The organism is Actinophytocola oryzae (assembly GCF_004364325.1).
GTDB classification, from domain to species: Bacteria; Actinomycetota; Actinomycetes; order Mycobacteriales; family Pseudonocardiaceae; genus Actinophytocola; species Actinophytocola oryzae.
Window position 1 is genome coordinate 242,551 of record NZ_SOCP01000011.1, and the last position, 25,004, is coordinate 267,554.

The following is a 25,004-nucleotide window of genomic DNA, read 5'->3' on the forward strand; positions in this document are numbered from 1 at the left end:
CGAGGACGTGACCGCACACGGACGGCCGGGGCGCAGCACGGGGTGGCGATCAAGTTCACTCCCGAGTTGCTCGACTCCGTCACTGCCGCTCTCGGGAAGCGGATCGAGGCGAGCGGTGTCCTCCTCCGCTCACCGAACTGCTTGGAACGTGGGCGAGTGACGCGTCCTGACTCCTTCGACCTGGTCTACTTCGACAGCAACGTCTTCATCCGGTACATGCGACGCATGCCCGGATGGGAGCTGGTCGACCGGCTGATTCGTGCCGCCGAAGCCAACCAGTCGACCTGATGATCTTGCCGCTGCTGCTCGTCGAGTCAACCGCGCGACGGCGCTGAAGGCGCGGCAGCTCCTGCTCGCCAACGTCATCAAGGGCGGCACCTGCGACGCCATCCACTTGGCAGGTGCCATCGAACAGGAAGCCGACGTCTTCCTGACCTTCGACACCGACGACTTCCCGGTCGGACAACGCGTCGAAGGTGTGTGGGTGGACGAGCCGTTCTTCCCCGGCGATGGGACCAACCTTTTCAACATGTAGCTCTGCTGTGCCCCACGACCAGCATGCCGGCGGGCCGGCCGTGGAGGTGTTCGGGCAGTATGGCTGCGTGCCGTTCGTCGGCCGTTGTCTACCCGAAAGGGAGGCCGTGCCGAGATGATCCGTGTGCTGATCGCCGACGACGAGGCGTTCACCAGGGCCGGGATCCGGGCCGTGTTGGCGGCCGAGCCCGAGTTCGAGGTCGTCGCGGAGGCCGGGGACGGGCGGGAGGCCGTCGAGTTGGTGGCCGCGCATCGGCCGGATGTCGTGCTGCTCGACATCCTCATGCCGGTGCTCGACGGGTTGGCCGCCGCGGCGGAGATCACCAGGACCGTGCCCGCGACCGGCGTCCTCATGCTCACGACGTTCTCCGCCGACGAGCACATTGCCGCCGCGCTCGGGGGTGGGGCGCGGGGATTCCTGCTCAAGACCGGTGACCCCCTCGAGCTCTTCGCCGGCATCCGGGCGGTTGCCGGTGGGGCCGCGTTCCTGTCGCCCGCTGTCGCGCACCGGGTGATCCAGCAGGTCGGCGGTGACCGCCTCGCCAGTTCGGCGCGGGCGCGGGCTCGTGTCGACTCGTTGACACCTCGGGAACGCGAAGTGCTCGCGCTGATCGGGGAAGGGCTGCCCAACGCGGAGATCGCGCGGCGGCTGCACATCGTGGAGGGCACGGTGAAGGTCTTCGTCACCTCCATCCTTCGGCGGCTCGAGGTCGCCAACCGGGTTCAGGCGGCGATCGTCGCCTACGAGGCCGGGCTTGTGTGACGGCTCAGTCCTTGCCGGTCTCGCCGCGCCAGCGGGCGAAGCGGCCTGCCCGGTCGACCGCGCGGATGCGTTGTTCCGTCACGTCGCGGGCCTGTTCGGTGGCCACGACCAGCAGCTGGTCCTTCTCCTGCAGGCGCATCGTCGGCGCGGGCGTGTGGCCGACGCCCTCGCGGACCAGCAGGCTCACGGTCGCGCCGATCGGCAGGCGCAGCTCACGCAGGTACACGCCGTGCATCCGGGAGTCGGCGGGCACGGTGAAGGTCAGCAGCACCGCGCCCAGCTCGTCCAGTGGGGCGGCGTCGACGTCGACCTCGCGGGTCTCGCCCGTCTTCGCGAGTCCCAGCCATCTCGCGACCAGTGGCAGAGTGCTGCCCTGGACGATCGTCAGCACGATGACCAGCACGAACACGGCGTCGACCAGCCGGTGCGCGCCGGGCACCCCCTCGGTGATCGGGATCATCGCGAGCACGATCGGCACCGCACCGCGCAGGCCCGCCCACGACAGGAAGGCCTGTTCCCGCCACGGCACGCGGAACGGCATCAGCGAGACCGCGACGGAGATGGGTCTCGCGAGCAGTGTGACCACCACGCCCGCGACCAGGCCGGGGACGACCGCGTCCAGGAGGCGGTTCGGTGACATGAAGAGTCCGAGCAGGACGAACAGGCCGATCTGGGACAGCCACCCGAGCCCCTCCGCGAAGGAGAGCGTGTCGTTGCGGTGTGGGAGCTTGGAGTTGCCCAGCACCAGCGCGGCGACGTAGGCGGCCAGCAGGCCCGACGCGTGGATGAACGCTCCTCCCGAGAACGCGAGGACGGAGACGGAGACCGTCGCGAGTGGATAGAGGCCCGTGGCGGGCAGGGCCGCGCGGCGCAGTGCGTGGCTGCCCAACCAGCCGAGACCCACGCCGACCAGTCCGCCGACCACCAGCTCGTAGATCGCCAGGAGCGGGTCCAGCCAGGTTGCCGTGCTGCCGGCCGCGAGGAGCACCACGACCAGGTAGGCCGCCGCGTCGTTCATGCCGGACTCGAGCTCCAGGGCACCCGCCAGCCGCCTGCTGACCGAGAGGTTGCGCAGGACGCTGAAGACGGCCGCGGCATCCGTCGAGGCGAGGACCGCGCCCCAGAGAAGCGCGAAACGCCAGTCGAGGCCGAGAACCAGGTGCAGGCCGGCACCGGTGACGGCGATGCTCACCGCGACGGCCACAGTGGACAGAACGACGCCGGGCCAGAACGACTCGCGGACCTCCGACCAGCGCGTGGTCAGCCCGCCCTCGGTGAGGATGAGGACCAGCGCCGCGAGCCCGAGCGACTCGGTCAGCGCGGCGTTCTCGAACTCGATCCCGATGCCGCCCTCGCCGAGCAGGACACCGATGGCGAGGTAGAGCACGAGAGACGGGAACCCGAGCCGCACCGAGACCCGCACGGCCAGCACCGAGACCAACAGGACGGCGGCGACGGCCCCGAGCACGACCGACAACTCCTGGGCCACACCTTCCTCCTGCACATGGTCGATTCGGAGATACCCGACGAAAAAACCTAGCGCGATCCACCTCCCCGCGACACACGAGTGGTCGACATCATCACCCCGTTCGCGGCGGGAATGGTTACGACGCAAGCGCTCGCCCGGTTACGGCCCCCGTCACCGTCGGTGGTCCGTGAGATCATGGAACCGGGGGCCGGAGGCCAAACCGGACCATGGCGCGTGGAGGTTCCGGTGGCACGGTTCGAGGATCGGTTCCCTCCCTTACCCGGCCATCCCCCTCGCCTCGAACAGCCGTCCGCCACGGCCTGGCGGGGCTCGACCGTCCGCGTCGCGCTCGGCGTCGCCGCGGCGGTCGTGGTGGTGTTCGCCGCGCTGTTCCTCCCCCGGCTGCTGCTCGACTGGGACCTCGCGGGCGCGACCACCCCGGACCGCGCGCGGGCCGTCAACGACGTCCGTGCCGGCGTGCTGCAGGCGGTCGGCGGGCTCGTGGTGGTGATCGGCGCGGCCCTCACCTGGCGGCAGGTGCAGGTCAGCCGCGCCGGTCAGGTCACGGACGCGTTCGCCGGCGCCATCACCCACCTCGGCGATCCGGAGGAGAGCGTCCGCCTCGGCGGGATCTACGCCCTCGAACGGATCGCCCGCACCTCCAGGGCAGACCGGCAGGCCGTTGACGAGGTCCTGTGCCTGTTCGTCAAGCGACGGGCCGTCACCGGGCAGCGCGAGACCGACGTCAACGTCGCCCTTCTCGTCCTCGGGCGGCGTGCCGGACGGACGCCGCTCGTCCTCGACCGCGTCCAGGCGCCCGACGTCCGGTTGCGGTTCGCGCGGCTCGCGGGAACCGACCTGCACTTCGCCGACCTCTCCTCGGCCGTCCTGTTCGGCGCCGACCTGGCGGGTGCCGACATGAGCGGGGTCAACCTCCGGGCGGCCACGCTGATCGACGCCTCCCTGCACCAGGCCGACCTCCGGGACGCGGACCTCGCCGGGGTCCTCGCGAGCAATGTCGATCTTCGGGCCGCCGACCTGTCCAGAGCGGACCTCACCGGCGCGCACCTCGACCGCGCCCGGCTCGAACAGGCGGACCTTCGCGGCGCCCTCCTCACCGGAGCCGAGCTCGACGGTGCCACGCTCGCCGGGGCGGTGGTCGACGACGACACCGCGTGGCCGGAAGGGTTCACGCCCGCCGGGGTCGTCCGCACGGACCTGCCCCTGCGTCCGAGGACCTACGGGGAGGCGACATGAACGCGGCCTGCGAAGCGAACCACCGGAATCCAGGCCGACACCTCGACCGGTGCAGCGGAGCCCGCGGAGCGTTCCGGCGCCACGTAGCGGACGAGGAGGCGGCGTGAGCGCAGCCTGCGAAGCGAACCAACGATATTCAGGCCGACACCTCGACCGCGGAGGGCGCCGGTGCAGCGGAGCCCGCGGAGCGTTCCGGCGCCACGTAGCGGACGAGGTGTTGGCGTGAGGTTCGCGGTCCGCGTGAAGCCCGGCGCCAGGCGGGAGGCCGTCGGCGGCAGGCACGGGGACGCGCTCGTCGTCGCGGTCGCCGCGCCTCCTGTCGACGGGAAGGCCAACGAGGCCGTGCGCAGGGCCCTCGCCACGGCGTTCGGCGTGCGCAGGCAGGACGTCGTGATCGTCGCCGGTGATCGGGGTCGGGACAAGGTCGTCGAGCTGCCCGACGCACCAGAACGGCTGCGGGAACTGCTCAGAGGCTGAGGTCCGGCTTCAGCTTCGCGATCGTCCACTCGCGTTCGCGGTGTACCACGAGCGTCGTCAGCGCCAGTGCCACGAGCAGGAAACCCGCCAGTACCAACGCGTCCCGCACCAGGTGGGCGGTGTTGCCACCCGTGGTCGTCACCCGAAGGCCGTCCACGAAGTACGTCATCGGCAGCACCCAGTGCAGCGCCCGGAAGAAGCCCGGCAGCGTCTCGTACGGATACGTGCCGGCACACGCGGTCAGCTGCAGCAGCAACAACACCAGCACCACCGCGCTCGCCACACCGCCGAGCCACGTCCGGAACAGGTGCGCGATCGCCGTGAAGGCGGCCGCGGCCAGCACCACGAGGCCGATCATCGCCCACGCCAGCGTCGGGTCCAGGCCGAGGAACACGTCCAGCACCAGGAACAGCACCAGGCCACCGACGACACAGCACGTCGCCGCGGGGAGCCAGCCCGCGAGCGCCACCGTCACGTCACCCGCCCGCGACGCCAGGGCCCGCGCCGAGATCGGGCGCAGGATCAGGAATGCCGTGATGCCGAAGACCACCAGTGCGATCGCGAAGAAGAACGGGGTCAGGCCGCGCCCGTAGGTCACCGCGGGGTGGAGGTTCTCCGTCGCCACGTCCACCGGCGACGCCAGGGTCGCGGCGTTGGTCTTCTTCTGGTCGTCGGACAGGACGGGGATCCTGGTCTCGGCGTCCGACAGGCCCGACGCCAGCGACGCCGCGCCAGAGGACAGCTTCGCCACGCCGTCGTGCAGGGAGGTCGCGCCGGTCGCCGCCGTGCCGAGGCCGTCGTCCAGCTGTGCCGCGCCGGACGCGACCTGCTTGGCACCCGAGTCCAGCTGCGAGATCTGCGTCGCCGCGCCGCGGACCTCCGACTGGAGGCGGGGCGCGTCCGCCGCGAGCTGCTGCGCGTGCGCGTTCACGGACGCGGTCGTCGTCCTCAGCGCCGTCGCCGACGCGTCGACCTGGTTCGCGAAGCCCGCCGCCTGGCCGGTCACCCGCACCAGCTCCTGGTAGCCGGGGTCGGCCTGCAGCTCGGGATGTGCCTGTCCCACCGCGGTCACCCGGCTCTGCACCGAGTCGGCGCCGCCAGCCACGGTGTCGGCCGTCTGCGCGGCCGCGCCGGCCAGTGAGTCCGCCGCCGACGCCGCGGTAGCCGCGTCCTGGGTGAAGGACGGCAGCGCGTCCGCGATCGTGTTCGCGGCGGGCACCACCACGTTGGCGATCGCCGAGACGCCGTCGGAGACCTGTTGTGCGCCGGGCGCGAGCTCGTCCGCGCCAGCCTTCAGGTCACCGATGCCGCTCGCCAGGGTCGCGCTGCCCTGCTCGGCGGTCGCGGCGCCGTCCCGCAGCTGTCCGGCTCCGTCGGCGGCCTGGTGGATGCCGGCACGCAGGCTCTCGAGGTTGTCGAACACCGACTGGAAGTACGCGCTGACGGCCGCCGCGCTGATCTTGTTCTCCAGGGACGCCTGCACGGTCTGCGCCATCTTGCCGACGATGTAGCCGTTGGCGTCGTCGAGCGTGATCAGCATGCGGGCACGCTGGGGTGTCGCCTCCGCGCCGCTCGCGAGCTTGCGGGAGAAGTCTCGGGGCACGGAGATCTGGAAGTAGTAGTCGGTGTCGTGCACGCCGCGGGCCGCCTCCGCGCGGTCGACGAAGTGCCAGTCGAAGATCCGGTCCTTCCTCAGCTCGTCCACGAAGAGCTTCCCGGCGTCGACCTGCTGGCCGTTGACCGTGACGGCGCGGTCCTCGTTCACCACCGCGACCGGGATCTGGTCGAGCCTGCCGTACGGGTCCCAGTTGGACCACAGGTACAGCCCGCCGTACAGCAGCGGCACCAGCACGACGAACGCGAGCGCCAGACGCTGCAGTGGGGTGCGGAACCGCTTGATCTCGAACCAGGCCAACCTAAACGGCGCCACTGAGGTCCCTTCCGAGGTCGCACACGAGCACGCCGTCGGCGAGACCCGCGTCGGTCGTGCTCGACACGACGGTGATGCCGGCATCGGCGACGGCGGCCAGCGCGGCCCAGACGCGGCGTTGCTGTTCCTGGGTGGTGCGGGTGTCGACGTCGTCGAGCACGACGGCGGCCGGGCGGGCGGAGATGGCGAGCGCGAGGGCGAACAGCGTCGCGTCGTCCTGCGCGAGGTCGCCGACGACCGTGGTGCCGTCGAGGTCGACGCCGACGAGTTCCTCCGCCCAGCCGGGATCCGCGCCGCGGTGGAGCAGGCCGGCCTCGCGGCGGTGGTCGCCGACGGTCAGGTCCGGGTCCAGCTCGACGGCGCCGGTGGCACGGGCGACCGTGACCTCGCGGCGGAGGGCCGATCGGCTGGTGGCGTCGCCGACACGCAGCTCGCCCGCGGTCGGGCGCGCGCGGCCGGCGAGGGTGAGGAGGAGCATGGTGCGGCCACTGCCTGCCGGTCCGGCGACGGCGGCCACGGAGCCCGGCGGCAGCGTGAGGTCGACGTCCCGGTACACCCAGCCCCGGCGGGTGCGCAGGCCCAAGCCCGTCGCCTCGATCACACGACCTCCCCAAAATATACATTCCCGTATCCGATACGACAATGTACTCTTGGGGGTATGGGTCAGCCAGTTCAGACAGCGGAGAGCGCCGCCACCCGACCACTGTCCCGCAAACGGCGACAGACGCAAGCCCGCTTACTGGATGCTGCCTTAGACGCGTTCGCGGAGCGAGGATTTCACGGCACTTCGGTCGAAGAAGTCTGTGAACGGGCGGGATTCAGCCGAGGTGCTTTCTACAGCAACTACTCCTCGAAGACGGAGCTGCTGATCGCCCTGTACTACCGCCAGTCGGAACGGGTGTTGGCGGCGCTGGACAAGTACGCGCTACCCGCGGCGAGGACCGCGGACGGCGACTTCGCGACGATGGTCACCGAGACCCTGACGTCGGTGCCCCACGACCGGCGCTGGTTCCTCGTCAACGCCGAGTTCGCCCTCCACGCCATCCGCAACCCGGCCGCGGGCGCGAGCTTCGCCGCGGCCCGCAACAAGACCCGGGCGATCTTCGCCAAGCACGTCACCGAGGTCGTCGAGCAGATGGGCCTCGAGCTGACCGTGTCCGCCGACGACCTCGCGCGCTGGCTGTTCGCCCTCAACGAGGGCGGCGTGACCCAGGCCTACGTCGAGCCGGACAAGCTCGCACCGCACGAACTGACCCGCCAGATGGCGCCAGTACTGCTCGCGGCCGTCACCCGCCCTGCGTCGACGCCTTCCTGACCACCGGGTTCGCCGCCCCGATCGTGGACACCGCCTGGCCGGCACACATGGGAGCACAGCTCCGTGCGTGCCGGCCAGGATGATCTAGGCCTTCGTGACCGTGACCTTCACGTCGACGCCGTCGCCTACCGTGCCTGCGAAGCCGTCGGTGGCGGGGCCGTAGGTGACCTCGTTCGCCAGGGTCTCGCCGGCCAGGAACTGTTCGTGCGGGCGCACGGCAGCCACTACCTCCTCGGGCGCCGACACCGTCACCGTGATGCGGTCGGCGACGTCGAGATCAGCGTCGCGGCGGGCCTGTTGGACCACGCGGACCAGGTCGCGGGCCACGCCCTCGGCCTCCAGCTCCGGGGTGGTCTCCGTGTCCAGCACCACGAGCCCGGACGACGACGGCAGCTCGGCCGTCGCGCCCCTGTCCGTGGCCACCAGTCGCCGCTGGTACTCGCCGGGCAGTAGCTCGATGCCCGCCGCCACCACGGTCTCGCCGGACATGGTCCACTCGCCCGCCTTCACCGCGCGGATGACCTTCTGCGTGTCCGCACCGAGCCGGGGCCCGCTGGCCCGTGCGTTGACCACCAGCTCGAAGTGGCCGTGTGCCGCCACATCCGTGGTCAGCGTGACCTCCTTGACGTTCACCTCGTCGGCGACCAGGTCCGTGAACGGCTCCAGCAGGTCCGCGTCCGGCGCCGCGACCACCAGCGAGGCCAGCGGCAGCCGGACCCGCAGCTTGTTCGACTTCCGCAGCGCCAGCGCCGCCGAGCAGACCTGGCGAACCCGGTCCATCCCGCTCACCAGGGCCGCGTCCGACGGCAGCAGGTCGTCGCCCGGCCAGTCCACCAGGTGCACCGACCGCTCACCCGTGATGCCACGCCACACCGCCTCCGCCGTCAGCGGCAGCAGCGGCGCGACCACCCGGGACACGACCTCCAGCACCGTGTGCAGCGTGTCGATCGCGTCCTGGTCACCCGCCCAGAAACGGTCACGCGACCGGCGGACGTACCAGTTGGTCAGCGCCTCCAGGTACTCCCGCACACCCGCACACGCACCGGACAGGTCCAGCACGTCCAGCGCCGCGCGGGTGTCGACCACCAGCTCCTGCGTCTTCGCCAGCACGTACCGGTCGAGCACGTGCTTCGAGTCGGTCCGCCACGTGCCCTCGACGCCCTCCGCGTTCGCGTACAGCGCCAGGAAGTACCACGTGTTCCACAGCGGCAGCACGGCCTGGCGCACGGCGTCGCGGATGCCGCGCTCGGTCACCACCAGGTCGCCGCCCCGCAGGATCGGCGACGACATCAGGAACCAGCGCATCGCATCCGAGCCGTCGCGGGCGAACACCTCGTTGACGTCCGGGTAGTTGCGCCGCGACTTGGACATCTTCTGCCCGTCGTCGCCGAGCACGATGCCGTGCGCGACGACGTTGCGGAACGCCGGGCGGTCGAACAGCGCCGTCGCCAGTACGTGCATGGTGTAGAACCAGCCACGCGTCTGGCCGTTGTACTCGACGATGAAGTCGCCGGGGTAGTGGTGCTCGAACCACTCGCGGTTGTCGAACGGGTAGTGCACCTGCGCGTACGGCATCGAGCCGGACTCGAACCAGCAGTCCAGCACCTCCGGGGTCCTGCGCATCGTCGACCGGCCGGTCGGATCGTCCGGGTTCGGGCGGGTCAGCTCGTCGATGTGCGGCCGGTGCAGGTCGGTCGGGCGCACGCCGAAGTCGCGCTCCAGCTCGTCCAGCGAGCCGTACACGTCCACCCGCGGGTACTCGGGGTTGTCCGACACCCACACCGGGATCGGGCTGCCCCAGAACCGGTTGCGGGAGATCGACCAGTCGCGGGCGTTCTCCAGCCACTTGCCGAACTGGCCGTCACGGACGTGGGCGGGCACCCAGTTGATCTGCTTGTTCAGCTCGACCATCCGGTCGCGGAACTTGGTCACGGCCACGAACCACGACGTCACCGCGCGCTGGATCAGCGGGTTGCCGCAGCGCCAGCAGTGCGGGTAGGCGTGGTCGTAGGTCTCGTGGCGCAGCAGCTTCCCGTTGGCCTTGAGGTCCTTGATGATCTGGCCGTTGGCCTCGTTGAGGACGTGCATGCCCTGGTACGGCGGGACGGTCGCGTCGAAGCGGCCGTGCGGGTCGACCGGCGTGACGGGTGTGATGCCCGCCGCGTCGGTGACGACCTTGTCCTCCTCACCGTAGGCGGGCGCGATGTGCACGACACCCGTGCCGTCCTCGGTGGTGACGTAGTCGGCGGCCAGGATCTGGTGCGCGTTCTCCGTGCCGACGAAGAAGTCGAACGGCGGCGTGTACTTGCGGCCCAGCAGCTCGCTGCCCTTGTAGCGGGCGACGACCGACGGGTTCTCCCCCAGCTCACGCGCGTACGCGGCGACGCGGGCCTCGGCGAGCAGGTACTTCTCGCCGTTCGCCTCCACCGTCACGTAGTCGACCTCGGGGTGGACCGCCATCGCCAGGTTCGACGGCAGCGTCCACGGGGTCGTCGTCCAGATCAGCGCCAGCTCGCCGGTCTCGAGGCGCAGGCCGACCGTCACGGCCGGGTCCTGCCGGTCGCGGTAGGTGTCGTCCATCTTGGTCTCGGTGTTGGACAGCGGCGTCTCGCAACGCCAGCAGTACCAGAGGACGCGGTAGCCCTCGTATACCAAGCCCTTGTCCCACAGGGACTTGAACGCCCACATGACGCTTTCCATGAAGTCGAGATCGAGCGTCTTGTAGTCGTTGTCGAAGTCGACCCAGCGTGCCTGGCGGGTCACGTACTCGCGCCACTGCTGCGTGTACTGCAGCACGGAGGTCCGGCAGGCGTCGTTGAACGCGGCGACGCCCATCTCCTCGATCTCGGCCTTGGTCTTGATGCCGAGCTGCTGCTCGGCCTCCCACTCGGCGGGCAGGCCGTGGGTGTCCCAGCCGAACCGGCGTTCGACGTGCTTGCCGCGCATGGTCTGGTAGCGCGGGACGACGTCCTTGACGTAGCCGGTCAGCAGGTGGCCGTAGTGCGGCAGGCCGTTGGCGAAGGGCGGGCCGTCGTAGAAGACGAACTCGTTCGCGCCGTTCTCGCCGGCGGGGCGCGCTTCGATGGAGGCCTGGAACGTGTTGTCGGTGTTCCAGTAGTCGAGCACGGCCAGCTCGAGGTTCGGGAAGGACGGCTGGGAAGCCACGCCCTTGTCCGAGCCGAACTGCGCCTTGGGGTATGCCATCGGTGGTCCCTACCTACGTCGTCTGTGCGTCTCCACACGGGGACGACGTAATGCCGCGGTACCACCCCGCTTGCCGGTGCGCGAGCACACCGACCGCTCGTTGGACGGCTGTCACGGGCCGCACCCGTCCGGTTCTAGTGAGGCCGAGGCCCGTTCTTCCGGAGGCTCACCGGTGATGGCCGGTTCAACGCCTGTACTTCAAGGATGCCAGAGCTGGCAAGTGCCTTAACGCGCGGCCCGGTGTCTGGCCGCCAGCACCCCGTCCGGACCGCAGCGGGCGCAGGGGGTGAAGCCCAGCTGTCGTGCCTCGGAGACCGCTACCGGGATCGTCGGCCGGTTGGCCAGCCACACACACGTCGCCAGGTGGTAGCGGGGATGTTCGTCGACGACGCGTACCTCGGCACTGAGGCCGGCGACCACCAGCAGGTCGCTCGCGTCGGTCGGCTCCTCCCCCGGCTCGCCGGCCAGGTCGAGGCTCTCGGGACCGGCGTCGGGCTTCTCGACCGCCTCGGTCACGACGGTCCGCTCGTCCATCGGGCCGCCAGGCAGCTCTGCCTTCACCGGCGGCTCGAAGGCGAGGTTCGAGATCGGTTCGCGCTGGATGTCCCTCGGCGGGAACTCCTTCGGCGGCTCGTCGAACTTGTCGAAGCCGTCATCGAAGTCGTCGAGGTCATCCAGGTCGTCGACCGGTGCGGGTTCCTCGCGACGTTGCCGCGAGCCACCCACCACGACCGACCGAGGCCGCATGGACTCGTCGGTGCCGGCCGCCTTGGCGCGCCTGCCCTTGAGCCAGTCCATGACGAGAAGCGTGGCCGCCACCACGCTCACGACGACGGAGATCCAGGCCCACAGCGTGTTGGCTGTGGTCAGCGCGCCGATGAGCAACCCGAAGGCCGCCAGCACCAACGCCAGGACTATGTACAGCACTGATCAGGTGTGACTACGCAGCGTCAGCCGGCTTCGGCGGCTCGTGGACCGAAGGCATAGCCCTGTCCCGACCTGCCGCCGTCCGACGAACCGGTGGTCGGCGCCGCGGACCCGCGGTCACCGAGTTCTCGAAGACTCGACTCGAGGAACGTCTTCAACCTGGTGCGGTACTCCCGCTCGAACGTACGCAGCTCGTCGATCTTCTTCTCGAGCGCCGTCCGTTCCGCCTGCACCTGCCCCAGCACCTCGGCGTGCTGCCGTTGCGCCTCGCGCTCGAGGGTCGTCGCCTTGTCACGGGCGGACCTTTCGAGCGTCTCGGAACGCGTGCGCGCGTCGTTGAGCATCGTCTCGGCACGCGTGCGCGCCTCGTTGATCATCGTGTCCGACTTGGTACGGGCCTCGGACAGGAGTTGCTCGGCCTTCGTGCGCGCCTCCGCGAGCATGCCGTCCGACTCGGCTTTCGCCTCGCCGGTCAGGCGGTCCGCCATCTCCTGGGCAAGACCCAGGACCTTGGCGGCCTGCACGTGATGGTCACCACCCGTGGCTCCCGGCGACGTCTGTTCCAGTGCGCTGGGCGGCGGCACCGGGGTGAGCCGTCGCTCCTGGACCACCGGCTGTGGCACGGGTGCGTGTGTACGCGCCTCCTCGATGTCGGCGCGTGCCGACTCGAGCTGGGCGTCGAGCTGCTCGACCTGCGCACGCAGGTCGTTGTTCTCCTCGATCAGGCGGGAGAGCTCAACCTCGACCAGGTCAAGGAAAGCGTCCACCTCGTCCTCGTTGTAGCCCCGCTTGCCAATAGGAGGCTTGCTGAACGCGACGTTGTGCACGTCAGCGGGGGTCAACGACATCTGATCACCTCACGCACTCTCATGGCTACTTCCATCCGGCGTCCCCGTCACCAGACGATCTGCATCGCGATGAACACAACCAACAACAGAACGGTAACGGATACGTCTAGCCTGATGCCTCCGATGTTCACGTTCGGGATCAGTCGCCGAACCAAGCGCACCGGGGGGTCGGTCACTGTGTAGATGGTTTCAAGGATTACCGCAACCCCGCCACCTGGATGCCACTCCCTGGAGAAGGACCGAACCATCTCCACCACGACGCGCGCGGTCAGGAACAGCATGAAGGCGAAGAGTACCCAACCCGCGAGCAGCCACACGACATCCACGTGACAACTCTGCCATCAGTCAGCTTCGGTTGAGAAACCCGCCCTCCGCAATCCGTCGTTTGTCCTCCGCCGTGGGGTCCTGGTTCGGCGGTGAGATCAAGAACACCTTGTTCGTGACCTTGTCCATCGAGCCCCGGAGGGCGAACACCAGCCCGGCCGCGAAGTCGACCAGGCGACGTGCGTCCGAGTCGTCCAGCTCGGTGAGGTTCATGATCACCGGGGTGCCGTCCCGGTAGTGCTCACCGATGGTGCGGGCGTCGGTGAAGCTCGCCGGGTGCAGGGTCACGATCCGGCCCATCGGGTAGCCTCCGGCACTCGGCTTGGCCGCCGTGGACTGGGACGGGGAGGGGACTGGGGACGGCAGGGGGCGAGGCGGCTCGCGACGGGGCTCCATGGCGAGCGCGCCCTGCACCGGCGCATCCGCCGACCAGGGCGGACGCGGCCGCGCGGCAGGTCGGCCGGGGAAGTCGGCACGCGCGACCGGCTCCGGCTCGAAGCGGTCGTCCTCGTAGCGGGCGGGGCCTCGGCGGCCGACACGCTCCGCGTAGGGGTCGTACTCGTCCTCGCCGACGGGGTACTCTGCCCGCCGGTAGGCACCCCGGTACTCGCCTCGGTCGTCGTATTCGTCGAGGTCATCGAGGTCGTAACCGTCGTACTCGTCGGCGGGGACCATGCCGAAGTAGGCCTTCAGCTTCTGAAGCGTGCCCATACCCCTGCCCCTCGCCCATTTGGAAGACCGAAACGTGTTATGGCGAGGCTAGGCCACGGGCGCCCAGGAGCGCGGTTCCGACACGCACGCAGGTGGAGCCGTGGATGACGGCCGCCTCCAGATCACCGGTCATTCCCGAGGAGATCTCGGTGGCCTCCGGATGATCTTCACGCAGGCGTCCGGCGGCCGTCTCGAGGCGCGCGAAGGCGTCGTCCGCAGACACCTCCCGGGGCGCGACCGCCATCAGACCACGTAGTCGTAATTCACTCGAATGGGCTACTCGATCTGCAATTTGCATCAGCGTGTCGAGCGGCGCGCCGCCGCGTGTCGGGTCCCCGTCGAGGCTCGCCTGGACAAGGACGTCGAGTGGTTCAACGCGCTCGCCCGCCTCCCTGGCGGTGCGCACGGCCTTGTCGAGGGCGTCCACGAGACGGTCCGAGTCGACCGACTGGATCTCGGCGGCCCAGCGAGCCACGGCACGGGCCTTGTTGCGCTGGAGGTGACCCAGCATGTGCCACCTGACCTGCGCGTTCGGCCGCAGCTCCGCCAGCTCGGCCGCCTTGGGGCCCGCCTCCTGCTCACGGTTCTCACCGAGGTCGGTGATGCCGAGGTCGGTCAGGAGGGCGGCGTCCTCGACCGGGAATGTCTTGGTGACCGCGATGAGCCGAACGGCCGACTCTGAGCGCCCGGCGGTGCGACAAGCGGTCGCGATTCGGTCACGGACTACGCTCAGTGCGGTCTCGATCTCGCTTCGTCGCCCGTTCGACTGAGTTGTATCACTCATTCGCTTATTCGCCTCCCCAACCCCTCGATCCGGCACTCGGCTGCTTCGCTGCGCTCCCGGATCATGACGCACCGTGCGAGATCGGGCCCGCGGAGTCGCCCTCGGGGTCGAGCCAGGTCAGCGCGGCCAATCGCCCAGTGGCGCCTTCTCTGCGGTGACTGAACAGCGTTTTGTCCTCCACCGTGCACCTCGGGTCGAGTCCGATCTTGGCGACGCCCGCGTCGGCGAGCTGACGCCAGAGCCCGGCGCGAAGATCCAGACCGGGAGTTCCCTTCCGCGTCTTGCAGGCGCTACCTGGCAGGTGCGCCTCGACGTCCGCCTGCATCGCGGCGGGCACCTCGTAGCACTCGCCGCACACGGACGGGCCGAGCAGCACCTCGATCCGGTCGACGCTCGCGCCTGCCTCGGTCATCGCCCTGACGGCGGCGGGCAGCACACCGACCCGCGCGCCGACGCGGCCCGCGTGGGCGGCGCCGACGACACCGGCCCGCGGGTCGGCGAGGAGGACCGGCACACAGTCGGCGCACAGCGCGACGAGGGCGAGGTTCGGCTCGGTGGTGACGATCGCGTCGGTGGCCTCGACGGCCGACGCCCTCGGGCCGTCGACGATCTCGGCGTTGCGGCCGTGGACCTGTTCCATCCAGACCAGCCGGTCGGGTTCCAGGCCCAGCTCGGTGGCGAGCCGGTGGCGGTTGGCGGCCACGGCGTCCGGGTCGTCGCCGACCCCGCCGCCGAGGTTGAACGAGTCGTAGGGCGGCTTCGACCTGCCGCCGGCACGGGTGGTGACGACCCGCCTGATCCGCACAACGCTCTCCTCTTGAGTTGGCAATGCCCTGAACAGCGCCCCTCCGGGAGGGTGCGCCCTTCAGGGCATTGTGGTCTTGGGTCAGCGACGCATGAACGGCGGGACGTCGACCTCGTCATCCGGCTCGTCGGTCACCGGGACCGCGCGGCCCGGCAGGCTGCCACCCGCGCCGGGTGTCCTCGGTCGGGGCGACGCCGTCGGCGGCACACTCGCCCCACCCAGCGGGCTGGCGTAACCGGCCACCGCCGCCTGGCGAGGCGACGGAGCGGACTGCGACGTCGAGGTGCTCTCCCCCACGTACGGTGCCGGCTGCGGCGAGGGGTTCGCCTGGCCGGGTGCCGAGTAGTCGTCCTGCGACTGCGCGGGTGGAGCGGTCTGCTCCGGTGCCTGCTCGGGTGCCTGCGGCGGAGGCTCCGGGCGGGCCGGCTGGCTGAGGTGACCGGACTGCGCCGGCGCCACCGTCGTCTGCCGCGAGCCGACCATCGTCGGGTCGAGCTTCTTGTGGGTCGGCGTGCCGCTGTCGAAGCCCGCCGCTATCACCGTCACCCGGACCTCGTCGCCGAGCGAGTCGTCGATGACCGTCCCGAAGATGATGTTGGCCTCGGGGTGGGCGGCCTCCTGCACCAGCGTCGCCGACTCGTTGATCTCGAACAGGCCGAGGTCCGAGCCGCCCGCGATGGCCAGCAGCACGCCGTGGGCACCGTCCATGGACGCCTCGAGCAGCGGCGAGTTGATCGCCTTCTCCGCGGCCTGCACCGCCCGGCCCTCGCCCCGCGCCGAGCCGATGCCCATGAGCGCGCTGCCCGCGCCGGACATGACGCTCTTGACGTCGGCGAAGTCCAGGTTGATCAGACCGGGCGTGGTGATCAGGTCGGTGATGCCCTGGACGCCGGAGAGCAGAACCTCGTCGGCCGAGCGGAACGCGTCCATCAGCGAGACGCCGACATCACCGAGCTGCAGCAGCCGGTCGTTGGGGATCACGATCAACGTGTCGCACTCGTTGCGGAGCTCGGTGATCCCCTCCTCCGCCTGTCGCGCACGCCGCTTGCCCTCGAAGGCGAACGGGCGGGTGACCACGCCGATGGTGAGCGCGCCGAGCTTGCGGGCGATCGAGGCGACGACCGGCGCGCCACCGGTACCGGTGCCACCACCCTCGCCCGCGGTCACGAACACCATGTCGGCGCCCTTGATGACCTCTTCGATCTCCTCGCGGTGGTCCTCCGCGGCCTTGTGCCCGACCTCCGGGTTGGCACCCGCGCCGAGACCTCTGGTGAGCTCTCGGCCGATGTCGAGCTTGACATCGGCATCGGACATCAGCAGCGCCTGCGCGTCGGTGTTCACCGCGATGAACTCGACGCCCTTGAGGCCGACCTCGATCATGCGGTTTACCGCGTTGACCCCGCCGCCGCCAATGCCGACGACTTTGATCACCGCCAGGTAGTTGTGCGGGGGCGTCATCGGACCGCCTTCCATGATCTGAAGCCTTGTGCTGTCCCCGACCGCCATCGCCGGACCGAAACCCTCAACCTCTACGAGAGACTTAGAGTTATGTCAAGCTCTGACGTCGAATCAGGACGGTAAGCAGAGACCGTTCTCGATTCCAGCCGCCACGCCGTGTAGTTGCGGTGTTGTGTGCCGCATTCACTCTTGGTCACTCGCCGGTGCTGCCGTCGATGAGCTCGCGGAGCAGATCGAGATGCCCGGCATGGCGGCCGGTCTCGGCAATCATATGGATGAGCACCCACCGCAGGTTGACCGGTGCGCCCTTGGGGGTCGAGACCAGGTCGTCGAGGTCGTGGCGTGCCGTCGCGGCCCTGCTCCGGTCGCACTCGGCCGCGTACTCGGCGACGAGCTGTTCGATCGGCACGTCGCGCGCGGCGGTGAACTCGGCGTCGATGTCGGCCCTGAACCGTTCGGTCCAGGGATCGGGCCGTTTCTCGACCACGACACCGAACCAGTACTGCTCGACGTAGGTCAGGTGGGACACGAGGCCGGCGATCGTGGTCAGCTCGGACGGTAGGAGCGAGCGGCTGGCCTGCTCGTCGGTGAGTCCGGTGGCCTTCAGCACGACCGCGGAGCGGAGGAAGTCGAGGTAGGCGGTGAGCTGCTCACGGAGGTCGCCGGTCTTCGGCGCCTCGGGGCGGGTGCTGGTCGAAGTCATGGCGCGCAGTGTGCCGGAGCGCGCCCGTTCGGCCGACCGAGTTATCCGGAGACCGTGGGGAAGTCCGGTGTCGCCACGTCGTAGGTCCTGCCCGGGCGGGTCAGCAGCGCCCCGAGCACCGCCGCCTTACGCGCGTTCTCGTCGGCGTTGCCCCACTTGACCACCCGGCCGTCGGTGAGGGTGAGCCGGACGTCGCCGGGGGTCTCGGCGGTCACCGTGGTCACCTGGACCCGCAGCTGCCTGGGGATCGCGCCGAGGACGCTGACGGCCGACCGCGTGGCCGGGTTCTCCGGCTTCACGTTCGCCATGGCCAGCGTCGGCAGGTTCGGCGGGGCGGTCGCGGCCGTGGCGTAGTCGAGCCCGGTCTCGTCGACGAGGTGGATCTCGGACCCGGCCCGCAGCACCGCGACCGGCGCCCGCTCGGTGACGATGATCTGGACCGTGCTGGGCCACGACCGCTCGACCCGCACCTCGAACACCCTCGGCAGCTTCGCGACGCGGGCCGCGGCCTCGTCGGCGTCGAGGCGGACCATGGGCGTGCCGTCGGCGATGTCGGCCGCCCTGATCACGTCGTCCTTCGGGATCTCCCTGACCCCGACGACCTCGACCGACCGGACGCCGAGCAGCGAGGTGAACAGGACGGCGTAGGTCAGGACCAGCACGGACGCCGCGACCAGCACGGCGACCCAGCGGCGCCTGAGGTAGCGGGCCCTGGTCGGCGCCGGGCGCCTGCCCGGCTCGCCCCGGAGGACCCGGACCGCGTCCGGGCGCAGGCGCCGCGTGGACGGGCGGCCCGCGTCGCGGCCGGTGCCTCGGGCCCTCGACGTGCCCGACGAGTCCGGCCGGGCGGGCTCGGTCCTGCGGCGGGTCCTGGTGTCGGTCCGGCGCGTGGTCGAGGCACGGCCGGTCGTCTTCGGTGCCGCGTCGTCGGACGGGCGCCTGCGCCTTGCCCGGGACGCGTCCGGCGTGGCCCGGCCGCGTTCCTGCTCCGCCCGGCGGGACGGCTCCTCCGGCGGGTCCGTGCGGGAGCGCCGGGTCTGGGACCGGCGCTCCGTGGTGCGGCCTCGGCGGTCGCGCGTGGACCGGGCGCGGCGGGACCGCCGCTCGTCCCCGTCCTCCGCGTCCGCCATGTCAGACCCGCACCCGCCGGTCCAGCTCCGCGATCAGCTCCGGGCCCAGCATGGTCACGTCGCCCGCGCCCATGGTCAGCACGAGGTCGCCCTCCTCGGCGAGGTCCGCGACCAGCGCGGGCACCTTGTCGAAGGACGGCTCGAAGTGGACCCGCTCCCCCGGCAACGGCACACTGCCCGCGATGAGCCTGCCGTTCACGCCGGGCTCCGGCTGCTCACGTGCGCCGTAGACGTCCAGGACCACGACCTCGTCGGCCAGGGCGAGCGCTTCGCCGAACTCCTTGGCGAACAGGCGGGTCCGCGAGTACAGGTGCGGCTGGAAGATCACGACGAGCCTGCCGCCGTGCGCCGCGGGCCGGGCGGCACGCAGCTGCGCGGCCACCTCGGTCGGGTGGTGGGCGTAGTCGTCGTACACGCGAACGCCGCCCGCCCTGCCCCGGAACTCGAACCGGCGCCGCACCCCGCCGAACCCGGCGATGCCCTCGACCAGACCGTCGAGCGGGGCACCCAGCTCCAGCCCGGCGACGAGCGCGCCCATCGCGTTCAACGCCATGTGCTCGCCGGGCACCGCGACCCGCATCTCGACCGGCGCGTCGTCGACCAGCACGGACGCGACCCCACCCTCGCCGACCGGCTCGTAGGCCGTGAGCGTCACGTCGGCGGCGGCCCTGCCGTACCGGCGGACCCGCACGCCCCTGGACTCCGCCAGCAACGCGAGCGCGGCCGACCCGGGGTCGTCCGCGCACGCCACGAGGACGCCGTCCGGCTCGAGCCGGTCCACGAAGGCCGCGAAGACGGCGTTGTAGGCCTCGACCGTGCCGTGGTGGTCGAGGTGGTCGGCCTCCACGTTGGTGACGACCGCGACCAGCGGGGCGAACGCGAGGAACGACCCGTCGCTCTCGTCGGCCTCGGCCACGAAGATCCCGCCCGCGCCGTGGTGTGCGTTGGCGCCGGAGTCGTTGAGGTCGCCGCCGATCGCGAACGACGGGTCGAGCCGGCAGTGCTGCAGCGCGACGGTCAGCATCGAGGTCGTGGACGTCTTGCCGTGCGTGCCCGCGACACAGGCGACGCGGTGGTCGGCCATGAGCGCGGCGAGTGCCTCGGACCGGTGCAGCACGATCAGCCCACGCTCGCGTGCCGAGGCCAGCTCCGGGTTGTCGGCCTTGATCGCACTCGACACGACGACCACCGTCGGGCCGCCGTCGAGGAGGTCGAGGTTCGCGGCGGACTGGCCGACGGCGACCCGAGCGCCCTGCGCCCGCAACGTCGTCAGTGTCGTGGACTCCTTCGCGTCGGACCCGGACACCGCCATGCCCCGGTCGAGCAGGATCCGCGCGATGCCGCTCATCCCGGCACCGCCGATGCCGACGAGGTGGACCCGCTCCGACTCCCCGAGCTCGACCACGCCGGTCGCGTCGGCCGGCGTCACTTGCCGATCACCTCGAGGACCATGCGGGCCAGCACGTCGGCGGCCTCGCGGTGCCCGGAACCCTGCGCGGCGGCGCTCATCGCACGCAGGCGCAGCGGGTCGGTCAGCAGGGGCACGACCAGCTCGGCCGCGCGCTCCGGGGTCAGCTCTGCGTCCTTGATCATCAGCGCGGCACCCGCGTCGACCATGGGCTTGGCGTTCAGCGCCTGCTCGCCGTTGCCGATCGGCAGCGGCACGTAGACCGCGGGCAGTCCCACCGCGGACACCTCGGCGACGGTCATCGCGCCGCAGCGGCACAGGATCGCGTCGGCGGCGGCGTAGGCGAGGTCCATCCGCTCCAGGTACGGCACGGACACGTACCTCGGCCTGCCGGGCACCTCCTGCACGGCGAGCGAGTTCTTCGGCCCGTAGGCGTGCAGCACGCCGATGCCGCGGTCGGCGAAGATCCGCGCACACGCCGAGATCGCGTTGTTGATCGTCCGCGCGCCCTGGGAGCCGCCGGTCACCAGCAGCGTCGGCGCGGTCGGGTGCAGCCCGAAGAACTGGCGGGCCTGCATGCGCAGCCTCGGCCGGTCCAGCCCGATGATCGAGCCGCGCAGCGGGATGCCGATCACCTCGGCGTTCGGGAGCCCGGAGTCCGGGGTGGCGACGGCGACCCTGGCGGCGAACCGGGCGCCGACCTTGTTGGCGAGGCCGACGCGCGCGTTGGAGTCGTGCACGACGATCGGGGTGCGGCCACGGGCGGCGAGGTAGGCGGGTAACGCGACGTAGCCGCCGAAGCCGACGACGACGTCCGCGCCGACGCGGTCGAGCACCTCGCGGGTCTGCCTGATCGCCGCGCGGACCTTCAGCGGCAGCTTGAGCAGGTCGACGTTGGGCTTCCTCGGCATCGGCACCGGGGGGATCATCTCCAGCTGGTAGCCCCGCGCCGGGATGATCTGCTTCTCGAGGCCGCGCTCGGTGCCCAGCGCGACGACACGCGCGTCCGGCCGGATTCGGCGCACGGCGTCGGCCAGGGCGAGCGCGGGCTCGATGTGCCCGGCGGTCCCTCCCCCCGCGACGACGACGCACGGACCTCGGTGTGCAGGGTTGCTCAAGAACGTCCTCCTAGCTTGCGGCGCGGGGCGGGCTGCCGCGTCCGGACGGCCGCGTTACCACCACTACCTCGCTGCGGGGCTGGTCGCCGGACCGGTTTGCGCCTGACCGGCGGCTGGTAGGGCTCCGGAGCGGGGAGCCGCATCAGCCGGCCGAATCGGCCCGGCCCCTGAGAGCGTAGTGCGGCCACTGCTTCGGGCTCATGGCGCGCACAGTTAGCGAGGACCCCGAACACGAGCATGGTGGTCACGACGGACGTGCCACCGGAGGAGATGAGGGGCAGTGTGATGCCCGTGACCGGCAGCAACCCGACCACGTAGCAGATGTTGATCGCGGCCTGCGCGACCAGCCAGACGGTCAGCGTCGCGGCGACCATGCGGATCCACGGGTCGATGTTGCGGGTCGCGACCCGCATGCCGACCACCGCGAGCGAACCGAACAGACCCAGCACCAGCGCGCAGCCGAGGAAGCCGAGCTCCTCCCCGATCAACGCGAAGATGAAGTCGTTGTGCACGTTGGGCAGGTACTTCCACTTCGACGGCCCCTGCCCAAGGCCCCTGCCGAACAACCCGCCGTCCGCGAGCGCGTACAGCGCCTGGTTGGCCTGGTAGTCGGCGCCGAGGTCGTCCTCGCCCGGGTTGAGGAACGACACGACACGCGCGAGGCGGTAGCCCGTGCCGATGGCCAGCAGGACCACGCCCGCCAGGCCGCCGAGCGCGAGCGCGCCGAAGAGCCGCAACTGTGCGCCCGCGAACCACAGCAACGCGATCAGCACCACGCCGAGGGTGACCGTGCCGCCGAGGTCCGGCTGCAGCATGACCAACGCGAACAGCACCAGCGCGGCGGGCACGACCGGCACGAGCAGGTGCCGGTACTGGTGCAGCAGCCCGCGCTTGACCACCAGCATGTGCGCGCCCCACAGCGCGAGCGCGAGCTTGGCGAACTCGACCGGCTGGACGGACAGCGGGCCCAGCTTGAACCAGCTGCGGGTGCCGTTGATCGTGGAGCCGAGCGGGGTGAGCACGAGGACCAGCATCATCACGCACACCCACAGCGCGATCGGGCTGATCGCGCGGATCTGGCGCAGCGGCACCCGCACGCCGATCCAGAACAGCACGAGGCCGACCGCGACGAACACGACCTGCTTGCCGAACACCGTGTACGCCGAACTGCCCTGGTTGATCGAGATGACCGCGGACGCGGACAGCACCATGACCAGGCCGATCACGATCAGCAGTGCGCAGATCGCGAGCAGCAGGTGGAAGGAGGCGAGCGGGCGGCCGAGCCACGCGGTCAGCGCGGTGCGTGCCGCCCAGATCCGGCCGGCGCGCTCACGGGCCTTGCCCGGCCTGCTCTGCGCGGCTTCCTTGTCCGAGGTGTTCCTGGAGTCGTCTAACGCGGTCATCCACGCTCCGCCAGCACGTGCCGCACGGCTTCGGCGAAAGCCGTGCCGCGGTGCGTGTAGCTGGCGAAGAGGTCGTGGGACTTGGCGGCAGGCGCGAGGAGCACCACATCGCCGGGGGTTGCCATCGCGTTCGCCACGCGCACCGCAGTGAGCATGGGGTCATCGTCTCCTGATCCGACCCGATGCACCGGCACATCCGGCGCGTGTCGCGCGAGTGCGGCGGCGAACACGTCCTGATCAGCGCCGATCAGCACGGCACCGCGCAGGCGGGTGGCCGCCTGCGCGACGAGGTCGTCGACCGCGGCGCCGTGCAGCAGGCCACCGGCGACCCAGACCACCGAGTCGAACGCACCGAGCGAGCCCTGAGCCGCGTGGGTGTTGGTGGCCTTGGAGTCGTTGACGTACCGGACGCCGTCGTGCTCGGCGATCAGCTCGACGCGGTGGCTCGGCGGGGTGTAGGCGTTCAACCCGGCGCGGACCGCCTCGGGGGCCACGCCGTACGCCCTGGCCAGCGCGGCCGCGGCCAGCGCGTTGGCGACGTTGTGCGGGCCGACCGGCCGTACCTCGGCAACGGGCGCGAGCCGCAGGTCGCCGTACACCAGCTCACCGTCGACGACCCCGTACTGACCCGGTGCGGGCGGGCCGAGCGTGAAGCCGACCTTCTCGACCGCGTCTGCGGCGAGGCGCTCGGTCTCGACGTCGTCCGCGTTGTAGACCGCGAGACCGGCGCCGGTGTAGACGCGGCCCTTGTCCCGCACGTACGCGGCCATCGAGCCGTGCCAGTCGAGGTGGTCCTCGGCGATGTTGAGCACGGCGGCGGCGTCCGCGTGCATGGAGGACTGCCAGTGCAGCTGGTAGCTGGACAGCTCGACGGCCAACACGTCGTACCCGGCGAGCACCGCGTCCACGACCGGCAGGCCGATGTTCCCGCAGGCCACGGCCTTGGCGCCGGACGCGAGCAGTATCGACTCCAGCATGCCGACTGTCGTGGTCTTGCCGTCCGTGCCGGTGACCGCGAGCCAGGCGGGCGGGGCGTCCAGCGACATTCCCAGTCGCCACGCCAGCTCGACCTCGCCGATGACCTCGACACCGCCCTCGGCGGCGGCCACGAGCAGCGGCGTGGTCGGCGGCCAGCCAGGGCTCGTGACGACGAGGTCCGTGCCGTCCGGCGGGACGGTCAGGCCCGCGACCGTGTCCGCGCCCGCGGGCAGGCCGGTGAGGCGGTCCGCGACGCCGTCGGTGACCGTGACGCGGGCGCCCACGCCGAGGAGCGCCGAGGCCACCGACTTCCCGGTGACCCCGGCACCCGCGACGAGGACGTGCTTGCCTGCGAACATGTCAGCTGCCGACCGCCGTCAGCCACTCCGAGTAGAACAGGCCGAGGCCGAACATCGCGCAGATCCCGGCCAGCAGCCAGAACCTGATGATCACCGTGGTTTCCGCCCACCCGGCGAGCTCGAAGTGGTGGTGGAACGGAGCCATGCGGAAGAGTCTTCGCCTCGACGTGCGGAAGACCGCGATCTGCAGGACCACCGACAGCATCTCCACCACGAACAGGCCGCCGACGATCACCATCAGCAGCTCGGTCTGGGTGGTGATCGACAGTCCGGCGACGAGGCCGCCGAGCGCGAGCGAGCCGGTGTCACCCATGAAGATCTTCGCCGGAGCGGCGTTCCACCACAGGAAGCCGATACACGCGCCCATGGCGGCGGCGGCGACCACGGCCAGGTCGAGCGGATCTCGCACGTCGTAGCAGCCGACGGTCGGGGTCTTGAGGCCGCAGTTGTAGCGGAACTGCCAGAACGTGATGACCACGTAGGTGCCGAACACCATCGCCGACGAGCCGCCCGCCAGGCCGTCGAGACCGTCGGTGAAGTTCACCGCGTTCGACCAGCCGGACACCAGCAGGTAGCAGAAGACGACGAACCCGATGGTGCCGAACGAGATGATCGTCAGGTCGCGGACGAACGACAGCCGGATCGAGGCGGGCGTGAAGCCGTACTCGTCGGCGAAGTTGACCGCCAGCACCGCGAACGCGATGGCGACCACGAGCTGGCCGACCAGCTTGGCGGTCTTGTTCAGGCCGAGGTTGCGCTGCTTGCGGATCTTGATGAAGTCGTCGAGGAAGCCGACGAGGCCCAGGCCGACGGCCAGGAACAGCACCAGCAGGCCGGACGCGGTCGGGGCCTCGCTGTCGTCGGAGACCATCGAGGTGATCACGTGGGCGACGGCGTAGCCGACCACCATGGCGACCAGGATCGCGACGCCACCCATGGTCGGGGTGCCACGCTTGGACTGGTGGCCCTGCGGTCCCTCCTCGCGGATCTCCTGTCCGAAGCCCTGCCGGGAGAACACCCGGATCAGGTAGGGGGTGAACATGATCGAGACGATCAGTGCGATCGCGGCGGCGACCAGGATGCCGATCACAACGCCCCCT

24 protein-coding genes are annotated in these 25,004 nt (G+C 70.6%); 6 read left to right on the plus strand and 18 right to left on the minus strand.

Annotated features, from left to right (window positions below; all coding sequences use genetic code 11):
* The first annotated feature begins 156 nt into the window (after positions 1-156).
* The 3 genes from CLV71_RS50185 (at position 157) to CLV71_RS28455 (ending at position 1,297) form a co-directional block, all read left to right on the plus strand.
* Positions 157-288 (plus strand): hypothetical protein, encoded by a 132-nt coding sequence (locus tag CLV71_RS50185; RefSeq protein WP_279588760.1) that lies wholly within the window; start codon positions 157-159, stop codon positions 286-288.
* Positions 260-535, plus strand: coding sequence for a PIN domain-containing protein (locus tag CLV71_RS28450; protein WP_133905931.1), 276 nt, complete (start codon positions 260-262; stop codon positions 533-535). The genes CLV71_RS50185 and CLV71_RS28450 overlap by 29 nt, the downstream gene beginning before the upstream one ends.
* Before the next feature lie 114 nt (positions 536-649).
* On the plus strand, positions 650-1,297 hold the full coding sequence (locus CLV71_RS28455; protein ID WP_133905932.1) for a response regulator: 648 nt from the start codon (positions 650-652) through the stop codon (positions 1,295-1,297).
* Between the two features lie 4 nt (positions 1,298-1,301).
* Here the strand turns inward: CLV71_RS28455 and CLV71_RS28460 are convergent, their stop codons facing one another.
* Positions 1,302-2,786: a potassium/proton antiporter gene (locus CLV71_RS28460; protein WP_243866751.1), complete on the minus strand. Its 1,485-nt coding sequence runs from the start codon at positions 2,784-2,786 to the stop codon at positions 1,302-1,304.
* Positions 2,787-3,011: 225 nt separating this feature from the next.
* Between CLV71_RS28460 and CLV71_RS28465 the strand changes: the two genes are divergently transcribed.
* Positions 3,012-4,022 carry a pentapeptide repeat-containing protein gene (locus tag CLV71_RS28465; RefSeq protein ID WP_166664291.1) on the plus strand — a complete coding sequence of 337 codons (1,011 nt, stop codon included), beginning with the start codon at positions 3,012-3,014 and terminating at the stop codon, positions 4,020-4,022.
* A 222-nt stretch (positions 4,023-4,244) separates the two neighbouring features.
* Positions 4,245-4,499 carry a DUF167 domain-containing protein gene (locus CLV71_RS28470; RefSeq protein WP_133905934.1) on the plus strand — a complete coding sequence of 85 codons (255 nt, stop codon included), beginning with the start codon at positions 4,245-4,247 and terminating at the stop codon, positions 4,497-4,499.
* Here CLV71_RS28470 and CLV71_RS28475 read toward each other — a convergent pair.
* Entirely contained in the window at positions 4,489-6,414 is a 1,926-nt protein-coding gene (locus CLV71_RS28475; protein WP_166664292.1) for a YhgE/Pip family protein, read from the minus strand. The two genes, CLV71_RS28470 and CLV71_RS28475, sit on opposite strands and share 11 nt — an antisense overlap.
* Position 6,415: 1 nt before the next feature.
* On the minus strand, positions 6,416-7,030 hold the full coding sequence (locus tag CLV71_RS28480) for an ATP-binding cassette domain-containing protein (RefSeq protein ID WP_166664293.1): 615 nt from the start codon (positions 7,028-7,030) through the stop codon (positions 6,416-6,418).
* Positions 7,031-7,087: 57 nt separating this feature from the next.
* Here CLV71_RS28480 and CLV71_RS28485 point away from each other — a divergent pair, with 57 nt between their 5' ends.
* A complete protein-coding gene (locus CLV71_RS28485) occupies positions 7,088-7,744 on the plus strand; it encodes a TetR/AcrR family transcriptional regulator (RefSeq protein ID WP_133905937.1) in 657 nt (218 codons plus the stop codon).
* Between the two features lie 84 nt (positions 7,745-7,828).
* On the opposite strand, the gene ileS is transcribed toward CLV71_RS28485, so the two are convergent.
* From ileS to mraY, 15 genes are all read right to left on the minus strand, one after another.
* Positions 7,829-10,948 carry an isoleucine--tRNA ligase gene (gene ileS, locus CLV71_RS28490; RefSeq protein WP_133905938.1) on the minus strand — a complete coding sequence of 1,040 codons (3,120 nt, stop codon included), beginning with the start codon at positions 10,946-10,948 and terminating at the stop codon, positions 7,829-7,831.
* A 225-nt stretch (positions 10,949-11,173) separates the two neighbouring features.
* The gene (locus CLV71_RS28495; RefSeq protein ID WP_133905939.1) at positions 11,174-11,875 is read right to left on the minus strand and encodes a hypothetical protein; all 702 of its coding nucleotides are present in this window, start codon (positions 11,873-11,875) and stop codon (positions 11,174-11,176) included.
* A 23-nt stretch (positions 11,876-11,898) separates the two neighbouring features.
* Positions 11,899-12,723: a DivIVA-like cell division protein Wag31 gene (gene wag31, locus CLV71_RS28500; RefSeq protein ID WP_133905940.1), complete on the minus strand. Its 825-nt coding sequence runs from the start codon at positions 12,721-12,723 to the stop codon at positions 11,899-11,901.
* A gap of 47 nt (positions 12,724-12,770) precedes the next feature.
* Positions 12,771-13,049, minus strand: coding sequence for a YggT family protein (locus CLV71_RS28505; RefSeq protein WP_424923912.1), 279 nt, complete (start codon positions 13,047-13,049; stop codon positions 12,771-12,773).
* Between the two features lie 19 nt (positions 13,050-13,068).
* A complete protein-coding gene (locus CLV71_RS28510; RefSeq protein WP_133905941.1) occupies positions 13,069-13,758 on the minus strand; it encodes a cell division protein SepF in 690 nt (229 codons plus the stop codon).
* Between the two features lie 37 nt (positions 13,759-13,795).
* Complete coding sequence (locus CLV71_RS28515) at positions 13,796-14,542, minus strand: YggS family pyridoxal phosphate-dependent enzyme (protein WP_133905942.1); 747 nt, start codon at positions 14,540-14,542, stop codon at positions 13,796-13,798.
* A gap of 61 nt (positions 14,543-14,603) precedes the next feature.
* Positions 14,604-15,347 (minus strand): peptidoglycan editing factor PgeF, encoded by a 744-nt coding sequence (gene pgeF, locus CLV71_RS28520; RefSeq protein ID WP_133905943.1) that lies wholly within the window; start codon positions 15,345-15,347, stop codon positions 14,604-14,606.
* 81 nt (positions 15,348-15,428) lie between these two features.
* Complete coding sequence (ftsZ, locus tag CLV71_RS28525; protein WP_133906064.1) at positions 15,429-16,805, minus strand: cell division protein FtsZ; 1,377 nt, start codon at positions 16,803-16,805, stop codon at positions 15,429-15,431.
* A gap of 193 nt (positions 16,806-16,998) precedes the next feature.
* Positions 16,999-17,508 carry a DinB family protein gene (locus CLV71_RS28530; RefSeq protein ID WP_133905944.1) on the minus strand — a complete coding sequence of 170 codons (510 nt, stop codon included), beginning with the start codon at positions 17,506-17,508 and terminating at the stop codon, positions 16,999-17,001.
* 41 nt (positions 17,509-17,549) lie between these two features.
* Positions 17,550-18,638, minus strand: a complete 1,089-nt coding sequence (locus CLV71_RS50190; protein ID WP_133905945.1) for a cell division protein FtsQ/DivIB — start codon at positions 18,636-18,638, stop codon at positions 17,550-17,552.
* A 1-nt stretch (position 18,639) separates the two neighbouring features.
* On the minus strand, positions 18,640-19,986 hold the full coding sequence (gene murC, locus CLV71_RS28540) for a UDP-N-acetylmuramate--L-alanine ligase (RefSeq protein ID WP_243866772.1): 1,347 nt from the start codon (positions 19,984-19,986) through the stop codon (positions 18,640-18,642).
* Between the two features lie 77 nt (positions 19,987-20,063).
* On the minus strand, positions 20,064-21,164 hold the full coding sequence (gene murG / locus CLV71_RS28545) for an undecaprenyldiphospho-muramoylpentapeptide beta-N-acetylglucosaminyltransferase (RefSeq protein WP_133905946.1): 1,101 nt from the start codon (positions 21,162-21,164) through the stop codon (positions 20,064-20,066).
* Positions 21,161-22,567, minus strand: a complete 1,407-nt coding sequence (ftsW, locus tag CLV71_RS28550) for a putative lipid II flippase FtsW (protein ID WP_133905947.1) — start codon at positions 22,565-22,567, stop codon at positions 21,161-21,163. Before ftsW ends, murG begins: the two co-directional genes overlap by 4 nt.
* Positions 22,564-23,904, minus strand: a complete 1,341-nt coding sequence (gene murD / locus CLV71_RS28555) for a UDP-N-acetylmuramoyl-L-alanine--D-glutamate ligase (protein ID WP_133905948.1) — start codon at positions 23,902-23,904, stop codon at positions 22,564-22,566. The genes ftsW and murD overlap by 4 nt, the downstream gene beginning before the upstream one ends.
* Position 23,905: 1 nt before the next feature.
* Entirely contained in the window at positions 23,906-24,994 is a 1,089-nt protein-coding gene (gene mraY, locus CLV71_RS28560; protein WP_133905949.1) for a phospho-N-acetylmuramoyl-pentapeptide-transferase, read from the minus strand.
* Positions 24,995-25,004 lie beyond the last annotated feature (10 nt).

Coding starts and splice junctions, on each gene's coding strand:
- CLV71_RS28455 (WP_133905932.1), top strand. CDS start 650: ATGATCCGTGTGCTGATCGCCGACGACGAGGCGTTCACCAGGGCCGGG.
- CLV71_RS28485 (WP_133905937.1), top strand. CDS start 7,088: ATGGGTCAGCCAGTTCAGACAGCGGAGAGCGCCGCCACCCGACCACTG.
- ileS (WP_133905938.1), bottom strand. CDS start 10,948: ATGGCATACCCCAAGGCGCAGTTCGGCTCGGACAAGGGCGTGGCTTCC.
- wag31 (WP_133905940.1), bottom strand. CDS start 12,723: ATGTCGTTGACCCCCGCTGACGTGCACAACGTCGCGTTCAGCAAGCCT.
- CLV71_RS28510 (WP_133905941.1), bottom strand. CDS start 13,758: ATGGGCACGCTTCAGAAGCTGAAGGCCTACTTCGGCATGGTCCCCGCC.
- CLV71_RS28515 (WP_133905942.1), bottom strand. CDS start 14,542: ATGAGTGATACAACTCAGTCGAACGGGCGACGAAGCGAGATCGAGACC.
- ftsZ (WP_133906064.1), bottom strand. CDS start 16,805: ATGACGCCCCCGCACAACTACCTGGCGGTGATCAAAGTCGTCGGCATT.
- CLV71_RS28530 (WP_133905944.1), bottom strand. CDS start 17,508: ATGACTTCGACCAGCACCCGCCCCGAGGCGCCGAAGACCGGCGACCTC.
- CLV71_RS50190 (WP_133905945.1), bottom strand. CDS start 18,638: ATGGCGGACGCGGAGGACGGGGACGAGCGGCGGTCCCGCCGCGCCCGG.
- murC (WP_243866772.1), bottom strand. CDS start 19,986: ATGAGCGGCATCGCGCGGATCCTGCTCGACCGGGGCATGGCGGTGTCC.
- ftsW (WP_133905947.1), bottom strand. CDS start 22,567: ATGACCGCGTTAGACGACTCCAGGAACACCTCGGACAAGGAAGCCGCG.
- murD (WP_133905948.1), bottom strand. CDS start 23,904: ATGTTCGCAGGCAAGCACGTCCTCGTCGCGGGTGCCGGGGTCACCGGG.